The organism is Comamonas kerstersii (assembly GCF_008801935.1).
GTDB classification, from domain to species: domain Bacteria; phylum Pseudomonadota; class Gammaproteobacteria; order Burkholderiales; family Burkholderiaceae_C; genus Comamonas; species Comamonas kerstersii.
The window spans coordinates 86,816-106,262 of record NZ_VZOT01000007.1 but is presented as its reverse complement, the minus strand read 5'-3'; the positions used below and the strand labels follow the sequence as shown (position 1 = coordinate 106,262).

The following is a 19,447-nucleotide window of genomic DNA, read 5'->3' as shown; positions in this document are numbered from 1 at the left end:
TCTCGACGAGCGCAGGACAGCGACGGATTCGCGGATTTCACCGCTGCCATCGACCAGATAGGCGTAGTCGCCCACGGTCAGCCTTTCCGGCTGGCTGATGGCGGTCACCGGCAAGCCGATGGCATCGGCCTCACTGGCAGGCAAGGCCGCATCGAGCGTGAACAATGGCGCGTAGTCCTCGCTGGCCACACTGGCGATCTCGCCTGCGGACGCGCCGGTGGCGAGCTGCCAGTTCAGTTGCCCCACACCACCGGCAGCGGCCAGTGCACCGACTGCGGCATCGGTGTCGGTCAGGTAATCCAGTTCAGCACGCGACAAGGTGCGCGCCAGTTCCCAGTACGGAATCTCCACCGCCACGATCTGTGCAGGCGGCAGCGGCTCCAGTGTCGGCTCATCGATGATGGGTGGCGGCGGGGCGAGCACTGCGTTATCCAGCCCGAACACATCCTCCATCGCTTCGATGCGCCACTCAGATGACCCCAGTGTGCCGGTATCGATGCCGGTCACGCGGACCACCATCTGGTCGATGCCCAAGCGCGGCCAGTTGAGCAGGAACACGTCACCCGGCAGCGGCGCGCGTTCCAGCGTGTCGCGTGCCACGGTCAGACTCATCCGGGCCAGGGGTGACCCCAATCCTCTCGCCTGATCCTGCGCTGCGTGACCACATCGCGACCTACAAGCAGCTCAGCCAGCTGTATGCGGCCGTGCGCAATGCCTACGCCGCAAAAGTCGGTTTTGTGGCCGATCTTGCCTACAAGACGCGGCGCCTGATCGAGGAAAGCGCAGAGCAACATGGTCTTGGCCGATTGACCAAGACCGTGACCTTTGACGTGGCAACGCTGAAGTCATTGCGCGGTGAGGATGGGTCCGACGAGGGCAAAGTGTTCAACCTTGTGCGCGGTCTACAGCACGAGATTGACGAAGACCCCGCCGCCGCACCGGTGCTGCAACCGCTGAAGGATCGTGCCGAACGCATCCTGAAGGATCTGGAAGCGCGCAAAACGACCGGTCTGCCGCGATGGACCAGCTGGCGGCGTTGGCTGCGGAGAAGGAAGCGGCGATGAAGGCGGCGCGCGACAGCGGCCTGTCCACTCGCGCCTTCGCCGTGGCTTGGGTGCTGCGCGACGATGCTGCCGTCAAGACGGTGGGCATCGACCTCACGACGCTGGCCAAGGACGCCGAAGAGTTGCTCGGGCGTTTTCCGAATGCCTCGGTCAATGCCGACGAGCAGCGACGGCTGCGTGCGTCGCTGTACAAGCCCTTGCTCGCGCTGGCGCAGGACGAGCGGGCACGGGTCGTTGATCTACCAAGAGCAGCTTCGCCTGGCGGACCGACGGTCCGAACTGTCGAAGCGCGAATACGGGTTTGAGCAACAGTTCGACAAGGATCGCTTGCTGCCAAAGAATCAGGGGCTGGTCTTCGTCGACACCAAGCGGTCGTCTGAGAAGCATTTCCAGAAGTTCGAGCAGGACTGGAATGACACGCTGCAAGTGATGCGTTCCATCGCATCCAGGGTCTCCGCGCCGGACGCCAAACCCGACTGGATCGATGCGTCGGTGGCTCCAGGTGTTCAAGCCGACCAATTCCTGCACGCCTACTACTACAAGCAGGTCAAGGATGGAAACCGCCATCCTTACGAGGAGTTTTTCGACAGGAACTCGAAAAAATCCTGAGCTGGCGTTACGCGACGCGCTGGAGTGGTGGCATGACGCCGACTTCGACCACTCGTTTGAAGAACGCACCATCTACGAGTGGTCGCCCCGGCTGCGCGAGTTACTGGCACGCGATCGCATTCTCAAACTGACGGAGCAGGAATTCGTGGATGCCGTTTCCCGGGTGCACGCGATCCGAGACCACGCCATTAAGCAGGAAAACGAGCACTTGGGCTTGCCGGATCGACCGCAGACCGGCGACGACAAGGTGGAAAAGTTCGGCGAGTGGCTCTGGCGGCAGCGATCCCGCCAAGGGCGGACTGTGCTTGATCTGTTGAATTACGTCGTCTGGGGCAACGGCAGTGTTTCGGCCCGGCTATGGAACGCGATCCGCAGCGACGACTGGGCAATTCCGCACATTGGTCTGAGCAGCCTCGGGGAAATCGTCGGCTGGGCGCGTCCAGACGAGTTTCCGCCAAGGAACATGCGGACGAGCAAGGGGCTGCGGGCGCTCGGTTACAACGTGAGGATCGGCGTTTGGCTGCGGCTGCCCACAGCACTTGTAGGCTCCCGATCAAACCTTTACCTATCGCCGGATCGGACTGCCCCAGCACCCCCTCTCTGGAAATTGGAGTCACATCAATCGCCCAGCAGGTCGCGGGATGTTGACTCTTGACTTTCGGCATGTTTGGCGCAATATCTTGCAAAGTCTTGCAAGAATTTCCTCGAGCGAGGCCGCGTGACGACGGAACTTTTTTTTTGGGGGGGGTATGACAGCGCGCCAGCAGGCGATCTTCACACTCGACGAGTTGACTGCCTACTTGAAAGTCGGCAAGCGGACGCTTTACCGGCTCGCCGCGAACGGGGAAATTCCGGCCTTCAAGGTGGGCGGGACGTGGCGGTTTCGTCAAAGTGAAATCGATCGATGGATCAATGATCAGATCCAAGCAGGCAGAAAGAAGGAGGTGATACGCACAGATAAGCAGCGAAAGTCAGCGGAACATCCCGTGTCGCCAGGGCGCGCTGTACATAGCCGCGGGCAAACGGATTGAGTGAGTCTTCAATTGATTTCTGGAGGTATGACATGGATATTGATTTCAAGAAATTGGCTCCCTGGAATTGGTTTAAGAAAGAGCAGGAAGAACAACAGAGCACTGCCTCGCTGCCCGTGCAGCGCAATGACCTGCCGGTGGCAGGCGGTCCCGTCAGTCCCATCCTGCAACTGCATCGCGAGATCGATCGGCTGTTCGATGATGCGTTCCGGGGCTTCGGTTTTCCGGCGCTGGCCATGCCGCGGCTGCCATCCGATTGGTCGGGCATGCTGAAGCCGGCCCTGGACATCCAGGAAACCGACAAGCAGTACAAGATCGCCCTGGAAGTGCCCGGTGTCGAGGAAAAGGACATCCAGATCACCCTCGACAACGACGTGCTGGTGGTGCGTGGCGAAAAGCGCCAGGAACAGGAGAAAAAGGAAGGTGGCTTCCACCGTGTGGAGCGCTCCTACGGCAGCTTTCAGCGTGCCTTGAACCTGCCTGACGACGCCAACCAGGATTCGATCAAGGCATCGTTCAAGAACGGGGTGCTCACGGTCACGATCGACAAGCGCGAGGTCAGTGCGCCGAAGCAGGGACGCTCGATTCCGATCAACGGCTGACGTCGCCGGCTCGTTCGTCACAAGAAAAAACCAGCACGAGACGAGGTGTCGCGACTCGCGATGCCTCGTCGCCTCATCCTTCTCAGGAGCATCAGCATGGCCAGAAAACAATGCCAGGTCTGCGGCCAACCCGCCACCGTGCGGGTGGAAGCCAATCTCAACGGTCGTCACAGCACCATGCTGTTGTGTGACGACCATTACCGTCAACTGGTGCGCCAGCAAAAGCGCACCGTCTCGCCGCTGGAAGCCTTGTTCGGCTCGCGCAGCGGCCTGTTCGAAGACTTCCTTGGCAGCGACTTCTTCCGCATCGGCGACGACGCGACGCCGATGGCCGCCGATACCGATGACGTGGTCGATGCCTCGTTCGGCGAGCCCGCCGCCGCAGGTTCGGGTGCGCCGCGCCGTCGCGGCAGTGGTTTGGCCAGCCGCATCAGCGAACAGTCGGAAGCCCTGCTGCAGGAGGCCGCCAAACACGCTGCCGAATTTGGCCGCTCCGAGGTGGATACCGAACATCTGCTGCTGGCGCTGGCCGACAGCGACGTGGTCAAGACCATCCTGGGGCAGTTCAAGATCAAGGTCGATGACCTCAAGCGCCAGATCGAGTCCGAGGCCAAGCGCGGGGACAAGCCGTTCGAGGGCGAGATCGGCGTGTCGCCGCGCGTGAAGGATGCGCTCAGCCGCGCTTTCGTGGCCTCCAACGAACTCGGCCACTCTTATGTCGGGCCGGAGCATTTCCTGATCGGGCTCGCCGAGGAAGGCGAAGGTTTGGCGGCCAACCTGCTGCGCCGTTACGGCCTCACGCCGCAAGCGCTACGCCAGCAGGTAAGCAAGGTGGTCGGCAAAGGGGCCGAGGATGGCCGCGCCGAGACGCCGACCAACACGCCCGAGCTGGATAAATACTCGCGCGACCTCACCAAGATGGCGCGCGAGGGCAAACTCGATCCGGTCATCGGCCGTGCGCAGGAGATCGAGACCACCATCGAGGTGCTGGCCCGCCGCAAGAAAAACAACCCGGTGCTGATCGGCGAGCCCGGCGTCGGCAAGACCGCCATTGTCGAAGGACTGGCGCAGCGGATGGTCGCCGGCGAAGTGCCCGAGACGCTGCGCGACAAGCGTCTGGTCGAACTCAACATCAACGCCATGGTGGCAGGCGCCAAGTACCGCGGCGAGTTCGAGGAGCGCGTGCAGAAGGTGCTCAAGGAAGTGACCGAGCACCAGGGCGAGCTGATTCTCTTCATCGACGAGGTGCACACCATCGTCGGTGCAGGCCAGGGTGGCGGCGAAGGCGGGCTGGACGTGGCCAACGTGTTCAAGCCGATGATGGCGCGCGGCGAACTGAACCTGATCGGCGCCACCACGCTCAACGAGTATCAGAAGTACATCGAGAAGGACGCCGCGCTGGAGCGTCGCTTCCAGCCGGTGATGGTGCCCGAGCCGACGGTAGCGCAGACCATGATGATCCTGCGCGGCCTGCGCGACACCTTCGAGGCGCACCACAAGGTCAGCATCACCGAGGATGCGATCATCGCGGCGGCTGAGTTGTCCGACCGCTACATCACCGCCCGCTTTTTGCCTGACAAGGCCATCGACCTGCTCGACCAAGCGGCCGCGCGCGTGAAACTGTCGGCCACGGCCCGGCCGGTGGCCGTGCAGGAGCTGGAGTCCGAACTGCACCAGCTGCGGCGTGAACAGGATTACGTGGCCGCGCGCAAGCAGTACGACAAGGCCGCCGAGCTCGGCAAGCGCATCGAGGCCAAGGAGGCCGAGCTCAAGAAGCTGATCGAGGGCTGGGAGCGGGAGCGGGCCTCCGGCAGTGCCGAAGTCAAGGCAGAACACGTGGCCCAGATCGTTTCGCGCCTGACCGGCATTCCGGTCAACGAGTTGACGGTGGAAGAGCGCGAAAAGCTGCTGCACCTGGAACAACGGCTGCACGAGCGCCTGGTGGGACAAGACGAGGCGGTCCGTGCCGTGGCCGATGCCGTGCGGCTGTCTCGCGCGGGCTTACGCGAAGGCAGCAAACCGGTGGCTACCTTCCTGTTCCTGGGCCCGACCGGGGTGGGCAAGACCGAGCTCGCCAAGGCGCTGGCCGAGTCCATCTATGGCGATGAAGGTGCGCTGCTGCGCATCGACATGTCCGAGTACGGGGAACGCCATACCGTGGCACGCCTGGTGGGTGCGCCTCCGGGTTATGTGGGCTATGACGAGGGCGGCCAGCTCACCGAGAAGGTGCGTCGCAAGCCCTACAGCGTGTTGCTGCTGGACGAGATCGAGAAGGCTCACCCTGACGTCTACAACATCCTGCTGCAGGTGTTCGACGACGGGCGGCTCACCGACGGCAAGGGCCGGGTGGTGGATTTCACCAATACCATCATCATCGCCACCTCGAACTTGGGCTCGGACATCATCCAGCGTCGGCTGAAGGCCGGTGGCGCCGCCGGTGAGGAATACGAGAAGACCAAGTCCGAGGTGATGGATGTGCTGCGCGGACACTTCCGCCCCGAGTTCCTCAACCGCATCGACGAGATCATCGTCTTCCATGCGCTGGGCAAGGAGGAGATCCGCCATATCGTCGGCCTGCAGCTCGATCGTGTGACCCGCAACGCCGCCAGCCAGGGCGTGACGCTGACCTTCGATCAGACCTTGATCGATCACTTCGCGGAGGAAGGCTACAAGCCCGAGTTCGGCGCGCGTGAGCTCAAGCGGCTGATCCGCAGCGAGCTGGAGACGGCACTGGCGCGCGAGATGCTGGGTGGCGGTATCGGCAAGGGCGATCACGCCAGCGCCCGCTGGGACGACAAGGCCGAACGGGTGGTCTTCGAGCGCCAGGAGCCACCTGCGAAGCCAGCCGAGCCTGAAAAGCCCGATGCCGCGAACGTGGCCAAGGCACCGCCGAGCGACGCGAGCAAGCCTGCGCGCAAGAAGAAGTCAGCGGGCGGCGAATCTTGAGCGATGGGGGCTGTCGTGTCCGACCCCAACGGCTGACATGGGCAGTCACCCTCTCGCCCACGGTGCCCGAGCCCGTATCGCCGCCGCTTGCCGGCCTGGCGCACCTGGTGGGACGCGCCACCGGCCAGTCGCTGACCAGCGGCAACCGCATCGAGCCGCTCATCGATGGCGAGCAGGCCTACCCGGCCATGCTCGCTGCCATCGAATCGGCGCGGCACAGCGTTGCGCTGGCTTCGTACGTCTTCGATAGCCAAGGCATCGGGGCGCAGTTCGTCGATGCGCTGCGCCGGGCTCATGCGCGCGGCGTCGGCAGCCACGACGAGCGCGAGCAGACCCTCAACCAGCTGCTCACAGAGATGGACGGCTTCGACAGCTCGGTCGGGTTGATCATCCTCGCCGCCACCAACCGCCCCGAAATCCTCGACCAGGCACGCATCGACCAAGCCATCCGTGACATCGTGATGGGTGTGTTTGATCGTGCATACCGAATTATCGAAATTAACCGAGAAGTGCTGGAGCGCTGCGCGCGCGAACTGCTCGCACGGGAAACGCCGGATGCATACAGCTTCCGGCAACTGACGCAAGGGCTACAGCTCGAATCCCCATGTCACAGCGGCCCAACTGCCGGAGCCATTACTTCCTCCGTGTCCCAAGGATCCACCTCATGAGGACAGCATTCATATCGTCTGCCCACACTACCAATCCCTCAATCGCGAGCCAGCCAACAAGTTGGCAGAGAAGCCCAATTGCGGGCGGTGCCAGCACCCGCTGTTCACCGGAGAACCCATCGAGCTGACCACAGCGACGGTAGAGGACATCACCGACCTCAAGAGGGTCGAGCAGGCGCTGAACGTTATGCGCCGACAGCGAGAAGAGTTGGCCAGCCACGTTCCCGGTATGCTTTACCAATACCGTCTTCGTCCGGACGGCAGCTCGCACTTCCCTTATGCCAGCGCGAGGATACAGGAAATATACGGGGTTACACCGGAGGATGTTGTTGAAGATGCCACTCCTGTGTTCGCTGCGCTCCATCCTGAAGACCGCGACCGTGTGCATGAAACCATACGGGCGTCGGGGCAGTCACTCGCGCTTTGGCATGACGAGTACCGGGTGCAGTTTCCAGACGGTCGGGTGATCTGGGTCGAAGGCGAGGCGTTGCCTGAAGCCATGCCTGATGGGAGCATCCTCTGGCACGGCTATATCCATGATGTCACCTCACGCAGAAGATCCGCGGAAGAGCTTCGCCTTGCGGCTAAAGTTTTGGTTCATCACGCATCTACGGGGTATGTTGTCACGACATCCCGGCGCCCAGCCGCAAGACCTTGAACTGGAAATCCTCGAAACCAGCGCCGTGGAGGACTTCGTTCAAGTGTCTCAGTTGATGGCGCTGTGCGAGAGGATGGGATTGCGTTTTGCCCTCGACGATTTCGGCAGCGGCTATTCCTCGCTGACCTATCTGAAGCGCCTGCCCGCGCACCTGCTCAAGATCGACCAAGGTTTTATACGCGACATGCTCGAGGATCCGGACGATATCGCCATCCTGGATGCGCTACTGGCACTGGCAAGGTCGTTTGGCAGGAACTGCATCGCGGAGGGAGTCGAATCCATTCAGCATGGTGAAATGCTGCTGCGTATGAGATGCGAGTGGGGCCAGGGTTATGCCATCGGGCATCCGATGCCGGCGCATGAATTCGAGCAATGGCTACACACCTGGCAGGTACCCTTATCCTGGAAGGGATTCAAACCTGACAGTCGCTCCGCGCTGCCCGTGCCGTTCACATACGTCGACCACCGGGTCTGGATTTCCCAGATGATCGACTATCTGTCAGGTAAGACCCAAGTGCCGCCTCAACCCGAAGCACTCCAATACTGGCGGGATCAAAGTGGCCGCCCTGCGTTCTTCGGCAAGGATCCTGATGATCAGGTCGATGTCCTGCATCAGAGCATCCAGCAGTTAGCGCACACCCTGAGTGAAATGAAAAATGCCGGCCGTGTCGAGGCATTGAGGGCTGGCATCGACAAGTTGCAACATTTGCAGGCGGATCTGCTGGGATTGCTGCCGCCGGACCAGAAGCCGGATTGATGCCATGCATGGGACAAAGGGTTGACGTGCAAGAGGCTGATCCACCCATCGGCGGCGCCACGGGCGCGCAGGATATTATGCGCTGGGTGGCTTCGCAATTGCCTCGGCAATCCAGGTGTAATCGAGTCGTCTTCTCGGACTCCCCGTTCCATTAACGTTTCATTGAAAGAGAGCAACGCTTATGCATAAAGAATCTGGCCACACGGCCCTTGACGAGATACGCTCCCAGTGGCGGTTGATGACGTTTTACGAGCGCTTCGAGCAGGTCGTCGCCCTCGTTCTGTCGGCGGTAATTGCCGTCATCATCGTGGTGTCGCTGTTCCAGCTCATCGCCATCGTCTTCACGCTGCTGGTTCTCGATGCTTTCAATCCCCTGGACCACAAGGTATTCCAGAGCGTGTTCGGCATGATCATGACGCTTTTGATCGCGATGGAGTTCAAGCATTCCATCGTGCGCGTGGCGCTGCGTAAGGAAAGCATCATCCAGGTCAAGACGGTGGTCCTGATCGCGCTGATCGCACTCTCCCGCAAGTTCGTGATCCTCGACTCCGACGCGAGCCCCGCAAAGATAGCCGCGCTGGCAGGCGCCACGCTGGCTCTGGGTGCGACCTACTGGCTGCTGCGCGAGCGCGACGGCCGCGCCGCCGAGACATCTGAGCATGACCCGTCATCATCCCAGTGACCTGCGCGCGGCGTTGTTGCAACATCGCCGGCTCAACCGCCTGCAGACGGGGTTGCTGGTCCTGACCCTGGTCGGGATTGCAACCGCTGCGGGGAGCCTGTTGTTCGGCGAAGGCGGCTTTTGGCTCGCGCTGTTTGCCGTTGCAGGCGCGCTGCTGCTGGAGCCGGCAGCAGCGTCGGCGCTGACCCTGCGCCTGTATCGCGCGCGGGCACTGCACCCGCACGAAGCCCCGAGATTTGGGCCATGTTGCGCGAGCTGTCCGTCCGTGCCGGTGTGCCCGCAACGCCGGTGCCGCACTACGTGCCCAGCGGCATCGTCAATGTCAATGCCTTTGCCAACGGCTCCAGGCGCCTTGCCTCCATTGCTCTCACGGATGGTCTGCCCGGCTGGGGAAATCCCGAGCCGTCTTGGTTGCGCACGCATACGGCGTGCAGAGGATCGTATCGCGCGCCTGATGGAGTTGACGTCTCAGCCATCGCAGACCCTGCCGTTCCAAACGGTGTTGATTTCCTCCCAGAAGTGACCCACTAGCCTGCGCTGCGGGTCAGTTCTGCGTGGAAATCAACACAAACGGATTATCTCGTGCCAAGGTCGTTCGCCCCGATGTGCCCACCACGCCGGGGCCTGAGCGGCCTTTGGCGCTAAATCACTCGAAAGGAGCCTCCGTCATGTCTTCCCCCGGTCCTTACCCACAACGCCCAGCTCCTGATCATTTCGTCCGGCGGTGGCTCGTCATCACTGCGTGCGTTGCAGCACTCATGCTGTTCTGGCAGTTCCTGCCCGCCATCGAAGCCTGGTTCAGCCCGCGCCAAGCCGCTGAGCGCACCGTCACGCCGCGTGACGATCTGGCCGCTGACGAACAGGCCACCATCGAACTGTTCGAAAAATCACGCGCCTCGGTGGTCTACATCACCACCGCGCAGCTGGTGCGCGACGTCTGGACGCGCAATGTCTTCTCCGTGCCTCGTGGCACGGGATCGGGCTTCATCTGGGACGACGCCGGCCACGTCGTCACCAATTTCCACGTTATCCAGGGCGCGTCCGAAGCCACCGTCAAACTCGCCGATGGCCGCGACTACCAGGCCGCACTGGTGGGGGCGAGCCCAGCACACGACATCGCCGTACTCAAGATCGGCATCGGCTTCAAACGCCCGCCTGCCGTGCCGGTCGGCACCAGCGCCGACCTCAAGGTGGGACAGAAGGTGTTTGCTATCGGCAACCCCTTTGGCTTGGACTGGACGCTCACCACCGGCATCGTCTCCGCGCTCGACCGCTCGTTACCGGGAGAAGCGGGCGGCCCGGCCATTGATCACCTGGTTCAGACCGACGCCGCCATCAACCCCGGCAACTCGGGTGGCCCCCTGCTCGATTCGGCCGGGCGCCTCATCGGCATCAACACGGCGATCTACAGCCCCTCCGGCGCCTCGGCTGGGATCGGTTTTGCCGTGCCGGTGGACACCGTCATGCGGGTAGTGCCGCAACTCATCAAGACCGGCAGATACATCCGCCCGGCGCTTGGCATCGAGGTGGACGAACAGCTCAATCAGCGCCTGCTTGCGCTGACGGGAAGCAAGGGCGTGTTCGTGCTGCGTGTCACCCCCGGCTCGGCAGCGCACAAAGCCGGGCTCGCTGGGGTCGAGATTACCCCACAAGGCATCGTGCCCGGCGACCGCATCATCGGTGTTGATGGCAAGGCAACGGACGATGTGGCCAAGCTGCTCGCGCGGCTAGACGACAGGAAGGTCGGCGATGTCGTAGTCTTGTCCGTGGATCGGGCCGGCAAATCGCGAGAGGTGCAGGTGGAGTTGCAGCCCGGGATTTGATTCAGTTGAATCTCTGGTTCATGCGGCGTTGAGCAGCCAAGCGGCTTCAGCCTCACGCCGTGTGACCAGTCCCGGCAGTACTTTTCCACCGCTATAGACCCATCGCCGCAGTTCCTGCCCAGCAGAAGACCAGTCCCGCTGGTTAATGCGCCTGCGCAGCGTCGACGTCTGCAACCGCCCCACGCCAAGGTTGAACGTGAAGTCAACGATGGCCGCGAGCCGCGCCTCCGGCTCAGTGGCCAGCACTGGGCAGAATTTCAAAGTGGCATTGAGTGCAATGCGCAGGTCGGCTTCGAGGTAGATCTCGGCCTGTGCTTGGTCGATGGGCGGATGGTCTTTGCTGCACAAGTGGCCCCACCCGATCGTCCAATAGCCCGCAGGACACAGGTACGGATAGGCCCTTGCAGGGTCGTGCTTGGGCACCCGATGGAAGCCCTCAAACCGTTTGGCGAGATCCACTGCAGCTTTGGGCACTTGGATTGCTGATTGCGTATCCGCTTGCATACTCAGCGCCCTTTGCGTTCCAGCACACGGCCGAGGAACCAAAAGTTCAAGACCCCCGCCCACATGGCTTGATCACTCTCAGACCAGATATGTAAGCTTGATTCAGCAAGGTTAAAGCCTTGCTGCCACGCCAGGGCAAACGCAGCAGTTTTAGCGGCGCAGTACAGCCCCATGAACCAGTACGTGATCGCCGGCCGCACGGTGCAGGACAAGGCATCGACCCAGCGCACACCGGAGCGTTGGCCTTGCGCTGCGATACTCTCTTGCAGCGCCTGCAGGCCAGCCACGCCCCACGCGATGAGGCACTGCTCAAGCTGTTTTACTTGGCACTGCACAACATCAGCCGCAAGTGGACGATGCCCATCCGAGATGGGAAGGCAGCTCTGAATCGGTTTACGATTGAGTTTGGAGACGGACTCTCCGCGAACTGACGTCCGAACCGTTTACACAAAAATTCGGACACCCTCAGCGCCTGTGGCGCTCCATCAAGTACGAGGAGATCTATCTCAAAGCCTATGACAGCGTGCGTGCCGCACGCAATGGGATTACGCGCAATACTTGCAGTTCTGCAATGCACAGCGACCTCATCAGGCACACGGCCAAGCCACCCCAGATGAGGCTTACTTTGCAGCATTGCCGTTTGCAAAAATGCAAGCTGCATGACCGAAGGGATCTCGCTTAACAACAGAGGATTGTTGTTCAAACGAGCGGGACCACCTCTCTATCTTTGAAACACGAACTGTCAGCAGCGCCGTCATCGCAGAAGACCCTAGATTCGCGTAACGATGCTCACACCCTTCTCTCCATAGCTTTTATATGAACTTCGTTCAACCGCAGAAGCACATCCTTAAGCGTCCGAACCCATTCATCAATCGTTCTCCCGTAGCTAAGGCAACGCTGGCGATCGTTGCAAGTTTCATCGCCCTATCCGGTCATGCGCAACCCCACAACCCAGCGGGGTCGACGGCAAGTGCCCCTGCTGCGGCCTCAGCCCCCCTCATATTACCCACCCATACGCTGAATAAAAGCTTATTCAACTTAGGACTAGAGCATGCTCTCACCCTAAGAGGCACCGATAGCAGCGGGCAGGTCAATTTTGGTATTCGCCAAGATGAGGTTGTCGAATCTGCCTCTTTTCACCTTGAGTACACCCTCTCGCCAGCACTACTGCCACAGCTTTCGCACCTGCAAGTGCTGCTAAATGGCCAAATGGTGCAATCCATCGGATTACCTCAGGCACAACTAGGCAAGCCACAAAGCATTGACATTCCCATTGATGCCCGTTTTTTCTCTGACTACAACAAGCTAGAAATTCGCTTTGTGGGGCACTACACCCTTGAGTGCGAAAACCCCGGAAACTCCAGCTTGTGGGCACAAGTGAGCAATGAAAGCCGGCTGCAAATCACCCTCAGGCAAGTCAAATTACCTAACAATTTGGCGCAGTTACCGCTGCCATTTTTTGACCCCCGCGATACCGGTAAAGTCCAGACTCATTTTGTGTTTTCTGAGACACCCTCCCTCGGTGGACTCAAAGCAGCGGGTGTTATGGCGGGTTGGCTAGGGGCCAAAGCAGATTTCCGCAGTAGTCAAATTCAGGTCTTAAACAATCAATTGCCCAATGGGAATGCGATTGTTTTTGCCAGCGCACAAGATGCACCGGCGTTTCTCAAAACGCTGGTTAAAAATATCCAAGAGCCTACGCTGCAGCTCATTGAACACCCCAGTAACAGCGCCTACCAATTGCTGTTGGTCATGGGTAAGGACGCCGCACAAATAGAAACTGCGGCGCAAGCTTTAGCACTGGGCAGAGTGGCTTTAACTGGTGATGTCACCCGTATCCAGAGCTTGGAGCTTCCTGCCCCACGCAAAGCGTACGACGCCCCTCGCTGGCGCAATACCGAGCAGCCTATTCAATTTGCAGACTTGGTCAGTTCACCGCAACAGCTGCAAGTCAAAGGCTATGCCCTGAACTCTTCAATCACCACCTATTTGCGTGTGGCCCCAGATTTGTTCACATGGAATAGTAAAAATATCCCGGTACATCTGCTGTACCGCTATACCCCTACGACTGTTTCTGCAGACGGTATGGTGTCCATGTTGCTAAATCAAAATTTGGCCAACTCTTTCCCTTTGGAGAACTCCAAAAAAAGTCAGAACCGTCTTTTTCCGAAGTTCGGTTATGAGAATGATCAGGTATCGCAAAAGTTTTATGTCCCTGCGGAGTGGATTCACGCGAGCAATCGGCTAGATTTTGAAGTGCAAATGCCTGCGCAAGAACAGGGCAGTTGCCTCTCCACTGCTCCGGTGGAAGTGCGCGCAGAGTTGGACCCCAAATCGACCATCGATTTGTCTGGATTGCCTCACTACATTGCCATGCCCGATTTGCAGGCTTATGCGCAAGGCGGTTTCCCCTTCAGCCGTTTGGCTGATTTACGTGAAACCACGGTGGTACTTCCAACCGCTCACAGCACGGCAGCCACAGAAGCCTACCTGAACGCCATTGCCCATATCTCTGGCATCACAGGCTATCCGGGCACCCGCTTCCAACTGGTCAACGACAAAGACAGCGATGCAATTGGCGACTCCGATGTTTTATTGATTTCGGATGGGCAAGCCTCTTCCCTGCTTGAGAAATGGCAGAAACAACTGCCCGCTTTGGTAGAAGCAAGCGCACAGTCCATCACGCTTTCACAGCGTGCTTTGGGTAAATTCCTCGATTTATGGCAAGGCCAAAAGAAGGCGCCCCCCAGCTCAGGCCATGTAACCTTTCAAGGCTCAGGCCCCTTGGCCGCAGTCGCTGGATTTGAGTCACCCCTGCACAAAAAACGCAGTGTGGTGGCATTGATGGGCAACAGTGCCCCAGCGTTAGATTTGATTGCAAAAAACATCAGCAACAACGTGACAAACACCCGCTTCATGGGTGATCTCACGCTGCTCAACGACAAAGATATTGCCAGCTTCCGGGTCCAGCAAACCTACTTTGTGGGTGAGCTCTCTTTGGCACAACGCTTGTGGTTCAAGCTGCATGAGCATCCGGTGACCATGGCCATTCTGGGAAGCTTCTTGGGCTTGCTACTTAGCTTCTTTATCTACACCGGCTTGCGATACTTTGCGCGACGCCGATTGGAGCAAATGTAATGATGCGCCCAGCTTCACCGCTCAGACGTAGCTGCCTACAGACACTCAGCATGGTGTCTGTAGCAACGCTATGGCCACTCTATACATGGGCTGCGCCGTCAAAAAATCAAAAAGATAAGCTGCAATCACATGCATGGAAAGCGTTTAAAGCACAATTCATTCAAAAAGATGGGCGTGTGGTCTCGGATGACGGGGCACGCAATCAAACCTATTCAGAGGGGCAGGCATACGCACTGTTCTTTGCGCTCATCTCCGAAGACCGCTCCGCTTTTGAACGCATCTTGGCATGGACTGAAAACAATCTCTGCCAAGGCGATATCGCGAGCCACTTACCCGCGTGGTTATGGGGGCAACGCGAAGATCAGCAGTGGGGGGTTTTGGATCCGAACTCCGCGTCCGATGCCGATGTCTGGATCGCATACACGCTCATGGAAGCGGGCCGCTTATGGAACCAACGTGCTTACACGGCAATTGGCAAGGCCTTGTCCCAACGTATTTTGGACAAAGAATGTGTGGTGATTCCGGGTTTAGGACTCAGCCTCCTGCCAGGCTCAGTGGGATTCGTCAGTGATGGGCGCTACAAACTCAATGCCAGCTACTCCCCTCTGCAAGTGCTGCAAGCCTTAGGAAGCATAGACCCTGCATGGTTGTCTGTGGCACAGTCATCCATGAAAGTGATTACAGGGTCTAGTCCACGCGGCATCTGTGCAGACTGGATCTGGTTTGATGGTCAGCGCTTCAGCCAAGACCCCCAAGGCGAGGCACAAGGGCGCGGTGGCTATAACGCCATACGCGTTTATTTGTGGGCCGGACTGTTGAATGTACAGGCACCCCTGCGCACGCAACTCATCAAGCAATTAGCGCCCATGGTCCATCAAGTCCAAGAAGCCGGCATTCCCCCAGAGTTTATTGACCCTTGGACATTGCAAACACAGGGCGAAGGCCCCTCTGGTTTTAGCGCTGCCTTGTTGCCTTTTTTGCAGGCATCTAACGATACGCAAGTGCTCCATCAACAGATGCAGCGCTTACAAAAATACCCCGTCCCCCCAACGTCCTACTACCAGCAATGTTTGAACTTCTTCAGTGCCGCGTGGCTCAGAGGCAGTTATAGCTTTAGCCCTCAGGGTCAATTGCGTCTTGGTGGCGAAGGGTAGCTTGTACACATGTACCGACGATTTTTTCACTTTTCTCTCATCAGCAGCAACTTACTGGCAAGCCTGTGCGTTCATACCGCATTCGGGATGGTCCAAACCAACAGTGATGCAGAGCGCGAAATAATGCGCAATGCACAGCTCTGGCAAAGCCAATACCGCACGGATTTAGCGCGCCAACAAGTCAATAAGTTATTGCTCATTGAGCCCAATTCTGCGTGGGGCATAGCTACGCTGGCCAGTATTGCCTTGCAAGAGGACAAAAAGGCAGAAGCCCAGCAACTCCTACAAAAGCTGCAGTCCCTAAACGCCAATCCCCAGGCAATTGCGCAACTGCAGGCTTTACTCAAGCTCTACACCCCCCAAGCACAACAAGAGCTCACGCAAATGCGCTTGTTTACGCAATCGGGTCGCACGGCAGAAGCCACGGCCTTAGCACGCAAACTATTTCCTGAAGGGCCTTTGGCGTTGGGTAACTTCCAGCTCGATTACTACCGTGCTTTGGCGACAGCACCAGGCCCCAATCCCAAACTAGATGCTGCCCTTCAAGAGGAATATGCACGCACACAAAATGTGCAATACAAATATTTATGGATTCAAAGGCAGCTGGAGGCAGCACCACCGTCTAGCACCTTGTTGCGTGAGATAGAACGCCTCGCCGTCGCAGCGCCATCAGGCGACCACACCGCCAAAGACCTTTGGCGCTGGGCGCTGCACAAGCTACCGTGGGAGGCCGTGCCAGAAACAGCACAAGCTTTTTTGAACCGTTTTCCCCAAGACGAATCGATGCAAGCGTACCTTGCAGAATCACGGCGACAGCGCGCCCAAGCTGAACGTATTGAGCAATCGCCGCTGAATGTTGCAAAACGCAAAGGCAATCAAGCCTTAGACAACCTTCGACTCGATGAAGCCCAAGCCCAAGCCCAAAAAATTCTAAGCATCCAGCCCAATGACGCAGAAGGTTGGGGTTTGCTGGGATATATCGCATCGCGCAAAACACAATACGCAGCCGCCCAAGAAGCTTTTGAAAAAGCCTATCACTTTGACAAAGCACCCCATTGGAAGCGCCTCGCGAATACGGCGCACATCAACTCGTTATTGCAACAAGCAGATGCCGCCGTCTCCCGCCAAGATACGGTGGTCATGCGTGCCATTGCGCAGCAAATTCTAGCCATCGACAGCCACCATGCGCAGGCCATGACCTTGCAAGCGCAAGCGCTGAACCTCGAAGGCAAGTACCAGCTGGCACAAGATACATATCAAGCTGCTTTGAAACAGGTACCCATATACCTGCCTGCACTGAATCAACTGGTGCAGATGCTCATCAAACAGCAGCAATGGGATGCAGCAAGCCAAGTATTGAAGGAATATGCCGCGCAGCTGCCCCCAACAGATAGCGATGCAAACGCTCTGCAAGCAGAGATTCGCCAAGGGCAAGCGCAGCTCTTGCTGGCCCAAAACAAGCAAGCCCCCGCGTTGCGCCTGCTTGAGCAGGCACTGCAATTAACGCCACAAAACCCATGGCTGCGCCACCAGCTTGCTCGGCTCTATCTGGCCATGAATGAACCTGCCTTGGCCAACAGCACCATGGATGATGGCATTACCCTGACTCCAGATGCCAACGAGATGCGCTATGCGCGTGCCCTGATTCGAGCCGCACAAGACCAATGGTCTGAGGCTGCATCAGACCTCACCCACATACCTGAGACCCAGCGCAGTTCATCCATGCAGCAGCTGCTCTCAGAAATGCAGCTAAATACGCTGATACAGCAAGCGATAACAGCCGAAAACACAGAAAAACAAGAAGCCGCTTTAGAACGAGCGTGGGCTCTTTCCATACAAGTGCAAGATGTGCAGACACAAGCACAGTTGGCCAATATTTGGCAGCGAGCAGGCTATAACGACCAAGCATTAGCGATGTGGAAGCACATTGAAGGTCGTCAACACCCGCTACCACTTGCCATGCAACTCGCGTATGCCCAAGCGCTGAGTGCCGCTCCCCAAGAGAATCCTGCCTTGATGCCTCTGCTGCACTCCTTGAAGGAGCAGCAAGACGCATTGTCTCAACCCCAACAGCAGGAGCTGCTGGATTTGTACGCACGCCAAGCAGAACAACGTATTGCCACCCTGCTCTCCGATGGGCACCCAATACAAGCAGCCAATCTGGCTAGAGATACGTTTTTACCCCATGTTGATCAAGGCCACACTTTGGCGGTGCGGGGGCGCTTGCTGGCAGCCGCACAAGACTGGTCTGCCGCGCTGCCTTTGCTGCAAAGTGCATTAGAAAAGCAGCCTCATGACTTTGTGTTGACGCTGGACACGGCCAACGCTTATGCCCGTACAGGCCAGCTGACGTCTGCTACCGCGCTGGCGCAGCATGCGGAAGCAACCGCCATGCGCCAGCCCCCTTGGCAACAGCTTGCTTTGGTACGCTTGTGGCAACGGCTGGATCAGCCACAAAAAGCACAAAACTTGCTGGCCCAACTACAAAGCAACCCTGAAGCAGATCCCAATGAGGTACTGCTCCACCAAGGACGCTTAGCGCTCAATCAACGCCAGTACCAGCAAGCATCAGAGGCTTTTTCAACCGTAGCACATAGCCCGGCGCTGCAACGTGCCCCTGCAAACCAACAAGCCGGCATTTGGGAGGAATACCAAGCGGTGGAAGCGCGCAGGCAATCGTGGGTTGAAATTGCAGCCCAGCGCCTGAGCAAAAGTGGCACCGCCGGCATCTCTGCCTTAAAAGGCTGGGAAATACCCATGGTGGCTTGGAAAGCCAGTCCTGAGTTAGACGGTCACCACTTCTTACACGTAGACCGTCTTGCACTGGATGCAGGCACACTCAGCACCAGCGACATCCAATCCCAAGACTATGGACAAATTGGCGCTGCAACGGCCTCAGGCCTGCTCCCCAATGCATATCAAGGTCCAATGCACAGCAAAACCAACGGTTTTAATGTGGGCCTCGGGTTTCAGGGTGACCGTTATGACTGGGATATTGGTTTAACCGGGCTCGGTATGCCCGTGACCAATGTCGTGGGTGGCGCACGCTTTGAGATTGCAAAAACACCAACGACTGACTGGCGCTTAACCCTCGGCCGCAGGCCCATCACTGGCAGCTTGCTGTCATATTCAGGAGCCAAGGACCCCGTCACAGGAGCTGTTTGGGGTGGCGTGGTGCATACCTTTGCAGCACTGCGTGCGACCCAGCAGCAAGGCGCTTGGGATCAAACAGCCGATCTTTCTCTCGGAGTCATCACGGGAAAAAATGTTGCACACAACACGCGCACACGGCTAAGACTCTCTACAGGCAAAGACATGTGGCGTGCAGCAAAGCAGCGAATTTATGCTGGCGTCACCTTGCAATATTTGGCACATAACAAAAATTTGGCGGAATACAGCTGGGGCCATGGGGGCTATTACAGCCCCAAATCCAGTGTCACCCTATCTTTACCCATTGAATGGACCGGGCGTGCTCAAGCGTGGACGTGGCGTTTGCAAGGGAGTGCCAGCGTCTCGCACACATCGAGCAGTCGCTCCGATTTATATCCTGGGGCGGCCCACCCACTCGCGCTGTCCAACCAGTCCGGTTACTACAGCTCTAATGGCGGTAGTGGAACGAGCTGGGCCCTCCAAGCAGCCATAGAAAGACAACTCAACAACAATGTCGCTATTGGCGCAAAACTTGGTATTGATCGATCGGAAAACTTCGCACCGAACCAGTTTCAAATTTATTTGCGTTATGCGCTGAACCCTGTGCGTCGGTTGCTAGAAAACCAACCACGCCAAGTTACGCCCTATTCGGAGTTTTAGG

At 58.6% G+C, this 19,447-nt stretch carries 15 protein-coding genes and 6 pseudogenes; 18 read left to right on the top strand and 3 right to left on the bottom strand.

The window, feature by feature from the left end; all coding sequences use genetic code 11:
* Positions 1–12: 12 nt before the first annotated feature.
* Positions 13–639: pseudogene (locus F7P80_RS11480) on the bottom strand (phage tail protein); the annotation flags it as partial.
* Between F7P80_RS11480 and F7P80_RS17175 the strand changes: the two are divergent.
* The 13 genes and pseudogenes from F7P80_RS17175 (at position 624) to F7P80_RS11425 (ending at position 10,840) form a co-directional block, all read left to right on the top strand.
* The gene (locus tag F7P80_RS17175) at positions 624–1,064 is read left to right on the top strand and encodes a hypothetical protein (protein ID WP_240183942.1); all 441 of its coding nucleotides are present in this window, start codon (positions 624–626) and stop codon (positions 1,062–1,064) included. The pseudogene F7P80_RS11480 and the gene F7P80_RS17175 sit on opposite strands and share 16 nt — an antisense overlap.
* Positions 1,019–1,369, top strand: a complete 351-nt coding sequence (locus F7P80_RS17170; RefSeq protein ID WP_240183943.1) for a hypothetical protein — start codon at positions 1,019–1,021, stop codon at positions 1,367–1,369. The genes F7P80_RS17175 and F7P80_RS17170 overlap by 46 nt, the downstream gene beginning before the upstream one ends.
* On the top strand, positions 1,299–1,673 hold the full coding sequence (locus tag F7P80_RS11470; protein WP_151044877.1) for a hypothetical protein: 375 nt from the start codon (positions 1,299–1,301) through the stop codon (positions 1,671–1,673). Before F7P80_RS17170 ends, F7P80_RS11470 begins: the two co-directional genes overlap by 71 nt.
* A complete protein-coding gene (locus F7P80_RS17430) occupies positions 1,618–2,328 on the top strand; it encodes a hypothetical protein (RefSeq protein WP_428840869.1) in 711 nt (236 codons plus the stop codon). The genes F7P80_RS11470 and F7P80_RS17430 overlap by 56 nt, the downstream gene beginning before the upstream one ends.
* Positions 2,329–2,422: 94 nt before the next feature.
* On the top strand, positions 2,423–2,704 hold the full coding sequence (locus tag F7P80_RS11460; RefSeq protein ID WP_054066621.1) for a helix-turn-helix transcriptional regulator: 282 nt from the start codon (positions 2,423–2,425) through the stop codon (positions 2,702–2,704).
* 32 nt (positions 2,705–2,736) lie between these two features.
* Entirely contained in the window at positions 2,737–3,306 is a 570-nt protein-coding gene (gene hsp20 / locus F7P80_RS11455; RefSeq protein ID WP_151044875.1) for a small heat shock protein sHSP20, read from the top strand.
* Positions 3,307–3,402: 96 nt separating this feature from the next.
* Positions 3,403–6,252 (top strand): heat shock survival AAA family ATPase ClpK, encoded by a 2,850-nt coding sequence (gene clpK / locus F7P80_RS11450; protein ID WP_151044873.1) that lies wholly within the window; start codon positions 3,403–3,405, stop codon positions 6,250–6,252.
* 50 nt (positions 6,253–6,302) lie between these two features.
* A pseudogene (locus tag F7P80_RS17425) lies at positions 6,303–6,683 on the top strand (AAA family ATPase); the annotation flags it as partial.
* A gap of 190 nt (positions 6,684–6,873) precedes the next feature.
* Positions 6,874–7,578 (top strand): PAS domain-containing protein, encoded by a 705-nt coding sequence (locus F7P80_RS17160; RefSeq protein WP_428840870.1) that lies wholly within the window; start codon positions 6,874–6,876, stop codon positions 7,576–7,578.
* On the top strand, positions 7,538–8,335 hold the full coding sequence (locus F7P80_RS17155) for an EAL domain-containing protein (protein WP_249041449.1): 798 nt from the start codon (positions 7,538–7,540) through the stop codon (positions 8,333–8,335). Before F7P80_RS17160 ends, F7P80_RS17155 begins: the two co-directional genes overlap by 41 nt.
* Positions 8,336–8,516: 181 nt before the next feature.
* Positions 8,517–9,017, top strand: coding sequence for a heat resistance protein PsiE-GI (psiE-GI, locus tag F7P80_RS11435; RefSeq protein WP_151044869.1), 501 nt, complete (start codon positions 8,517–8,519; stop codon positions 9,015–9,017).
* A pseudogene (locus F7P80_RS17150) lies at positions 8,995–9,398 on the top strand (Zn-dependent protease); the annotation flags it as partial. The gene psiE-GI and the pseudogene F7P80_RS17150, both read left to right, overlap by 23 nt.
* Before the next feature lie 287 nt (positions 9,399–9,685).
* Positions 9,686–10,840: a S1C family serine protease gene (locus tag F7P80_RS11425; RefSeq protein ID WP_054066625.1), complete on the top strand. Its 1,155-nt coding sequence runs from the start codon at positions 9,686–9,688 to the stop codon at positions 10,838–10,840.
* Positions 10,841–10,858: 18 nt separating this feature from the next.
* Here the strand turns inward: F7P80_RS11425 and F7P80_RS11420 are convergent, their stop codons facing one another.
* Positions 10,859–11,344: a lysozyme gene (locus tag F7P80_RS11420; RefSeq protein ID WP_151044867.1), complete on the bottom strand. Its 486-nt coding sequence runs from the start codon at positions 11,342–11,344 to the stop codon at positions 10,859–10,861.
* A 2-nt stretch (positions 11,345–11,346) separates the two neighbouring features.
* Positions 11,347–11,640 (bottom strand): annotated as a pseudogene (locus F7P80_RS16775) (hypothetical protein); the annotation flags it as partial.
* On the opposite strand from F7P80_RS16775, the pseudogene F7P80_RS11415 reads away from it, so the two are divergent.
* From F7P80_RS11415 to F7P80_RS11400, 5 genes and pseudogenes are all read left to right on the top strand, one after another.
* A pseudogene (locus F7P80_RS11415) lies at positions 11,635–11,775 on the top strand (IS256 family transposase); the annotation flags it as partial. The pseudogenes F7P80_RS16775 and F7P80_RS11415 overlap by 6 nt on opposite strands.
* Positions 11,776–11,810: 35 nt before the next feature.
* Positions 11,811–12,007 (top strand): annotated as a pseudogene (locus tag F7P80_RS17145) (integrase core domain-containing protein); the annotation flags it as partial.
* Between the two features lie 153 nt (positions 12,008–12,160).
* Entirely contained in the window at positions 12,161–14,482 is a 2,322-nt protein-coding gene (gene bcsB, locus F7P80_RS11410) for a cellulose biosynthesis cyclic di-GMP-binding regulatory protein BcsB (protein ID WP_151044865.1), read from the top strand.
* 50 nt (positions 14,483–14,532) lie between these two features.
* A complete protein-coding gene (gene bcsZ / locus F7P80_RS11405; RefSeq protein ID WP_170265375.1) occupies positions 14,533–15,636 on the top strand; it encodes a cellulose synthase complex periplasmic endoglucanase BcsZ in 1,104 nt (367 codons plus the stop codon).
* 87 nt (positions 15,637–15,723) lie between these two features.
* Entirely contained in the window at positions 15,724–19,446 is a 3,723-nt protein-coding gene (locus tag F7P80_RS11400; protein WP_170265374.1) for a cellulose synthase subunit BcsC-related outer membrane protein, read from the top strand.
* The last annotated feature ends 1 nt before the right edge of the window (position 19,447 follow it).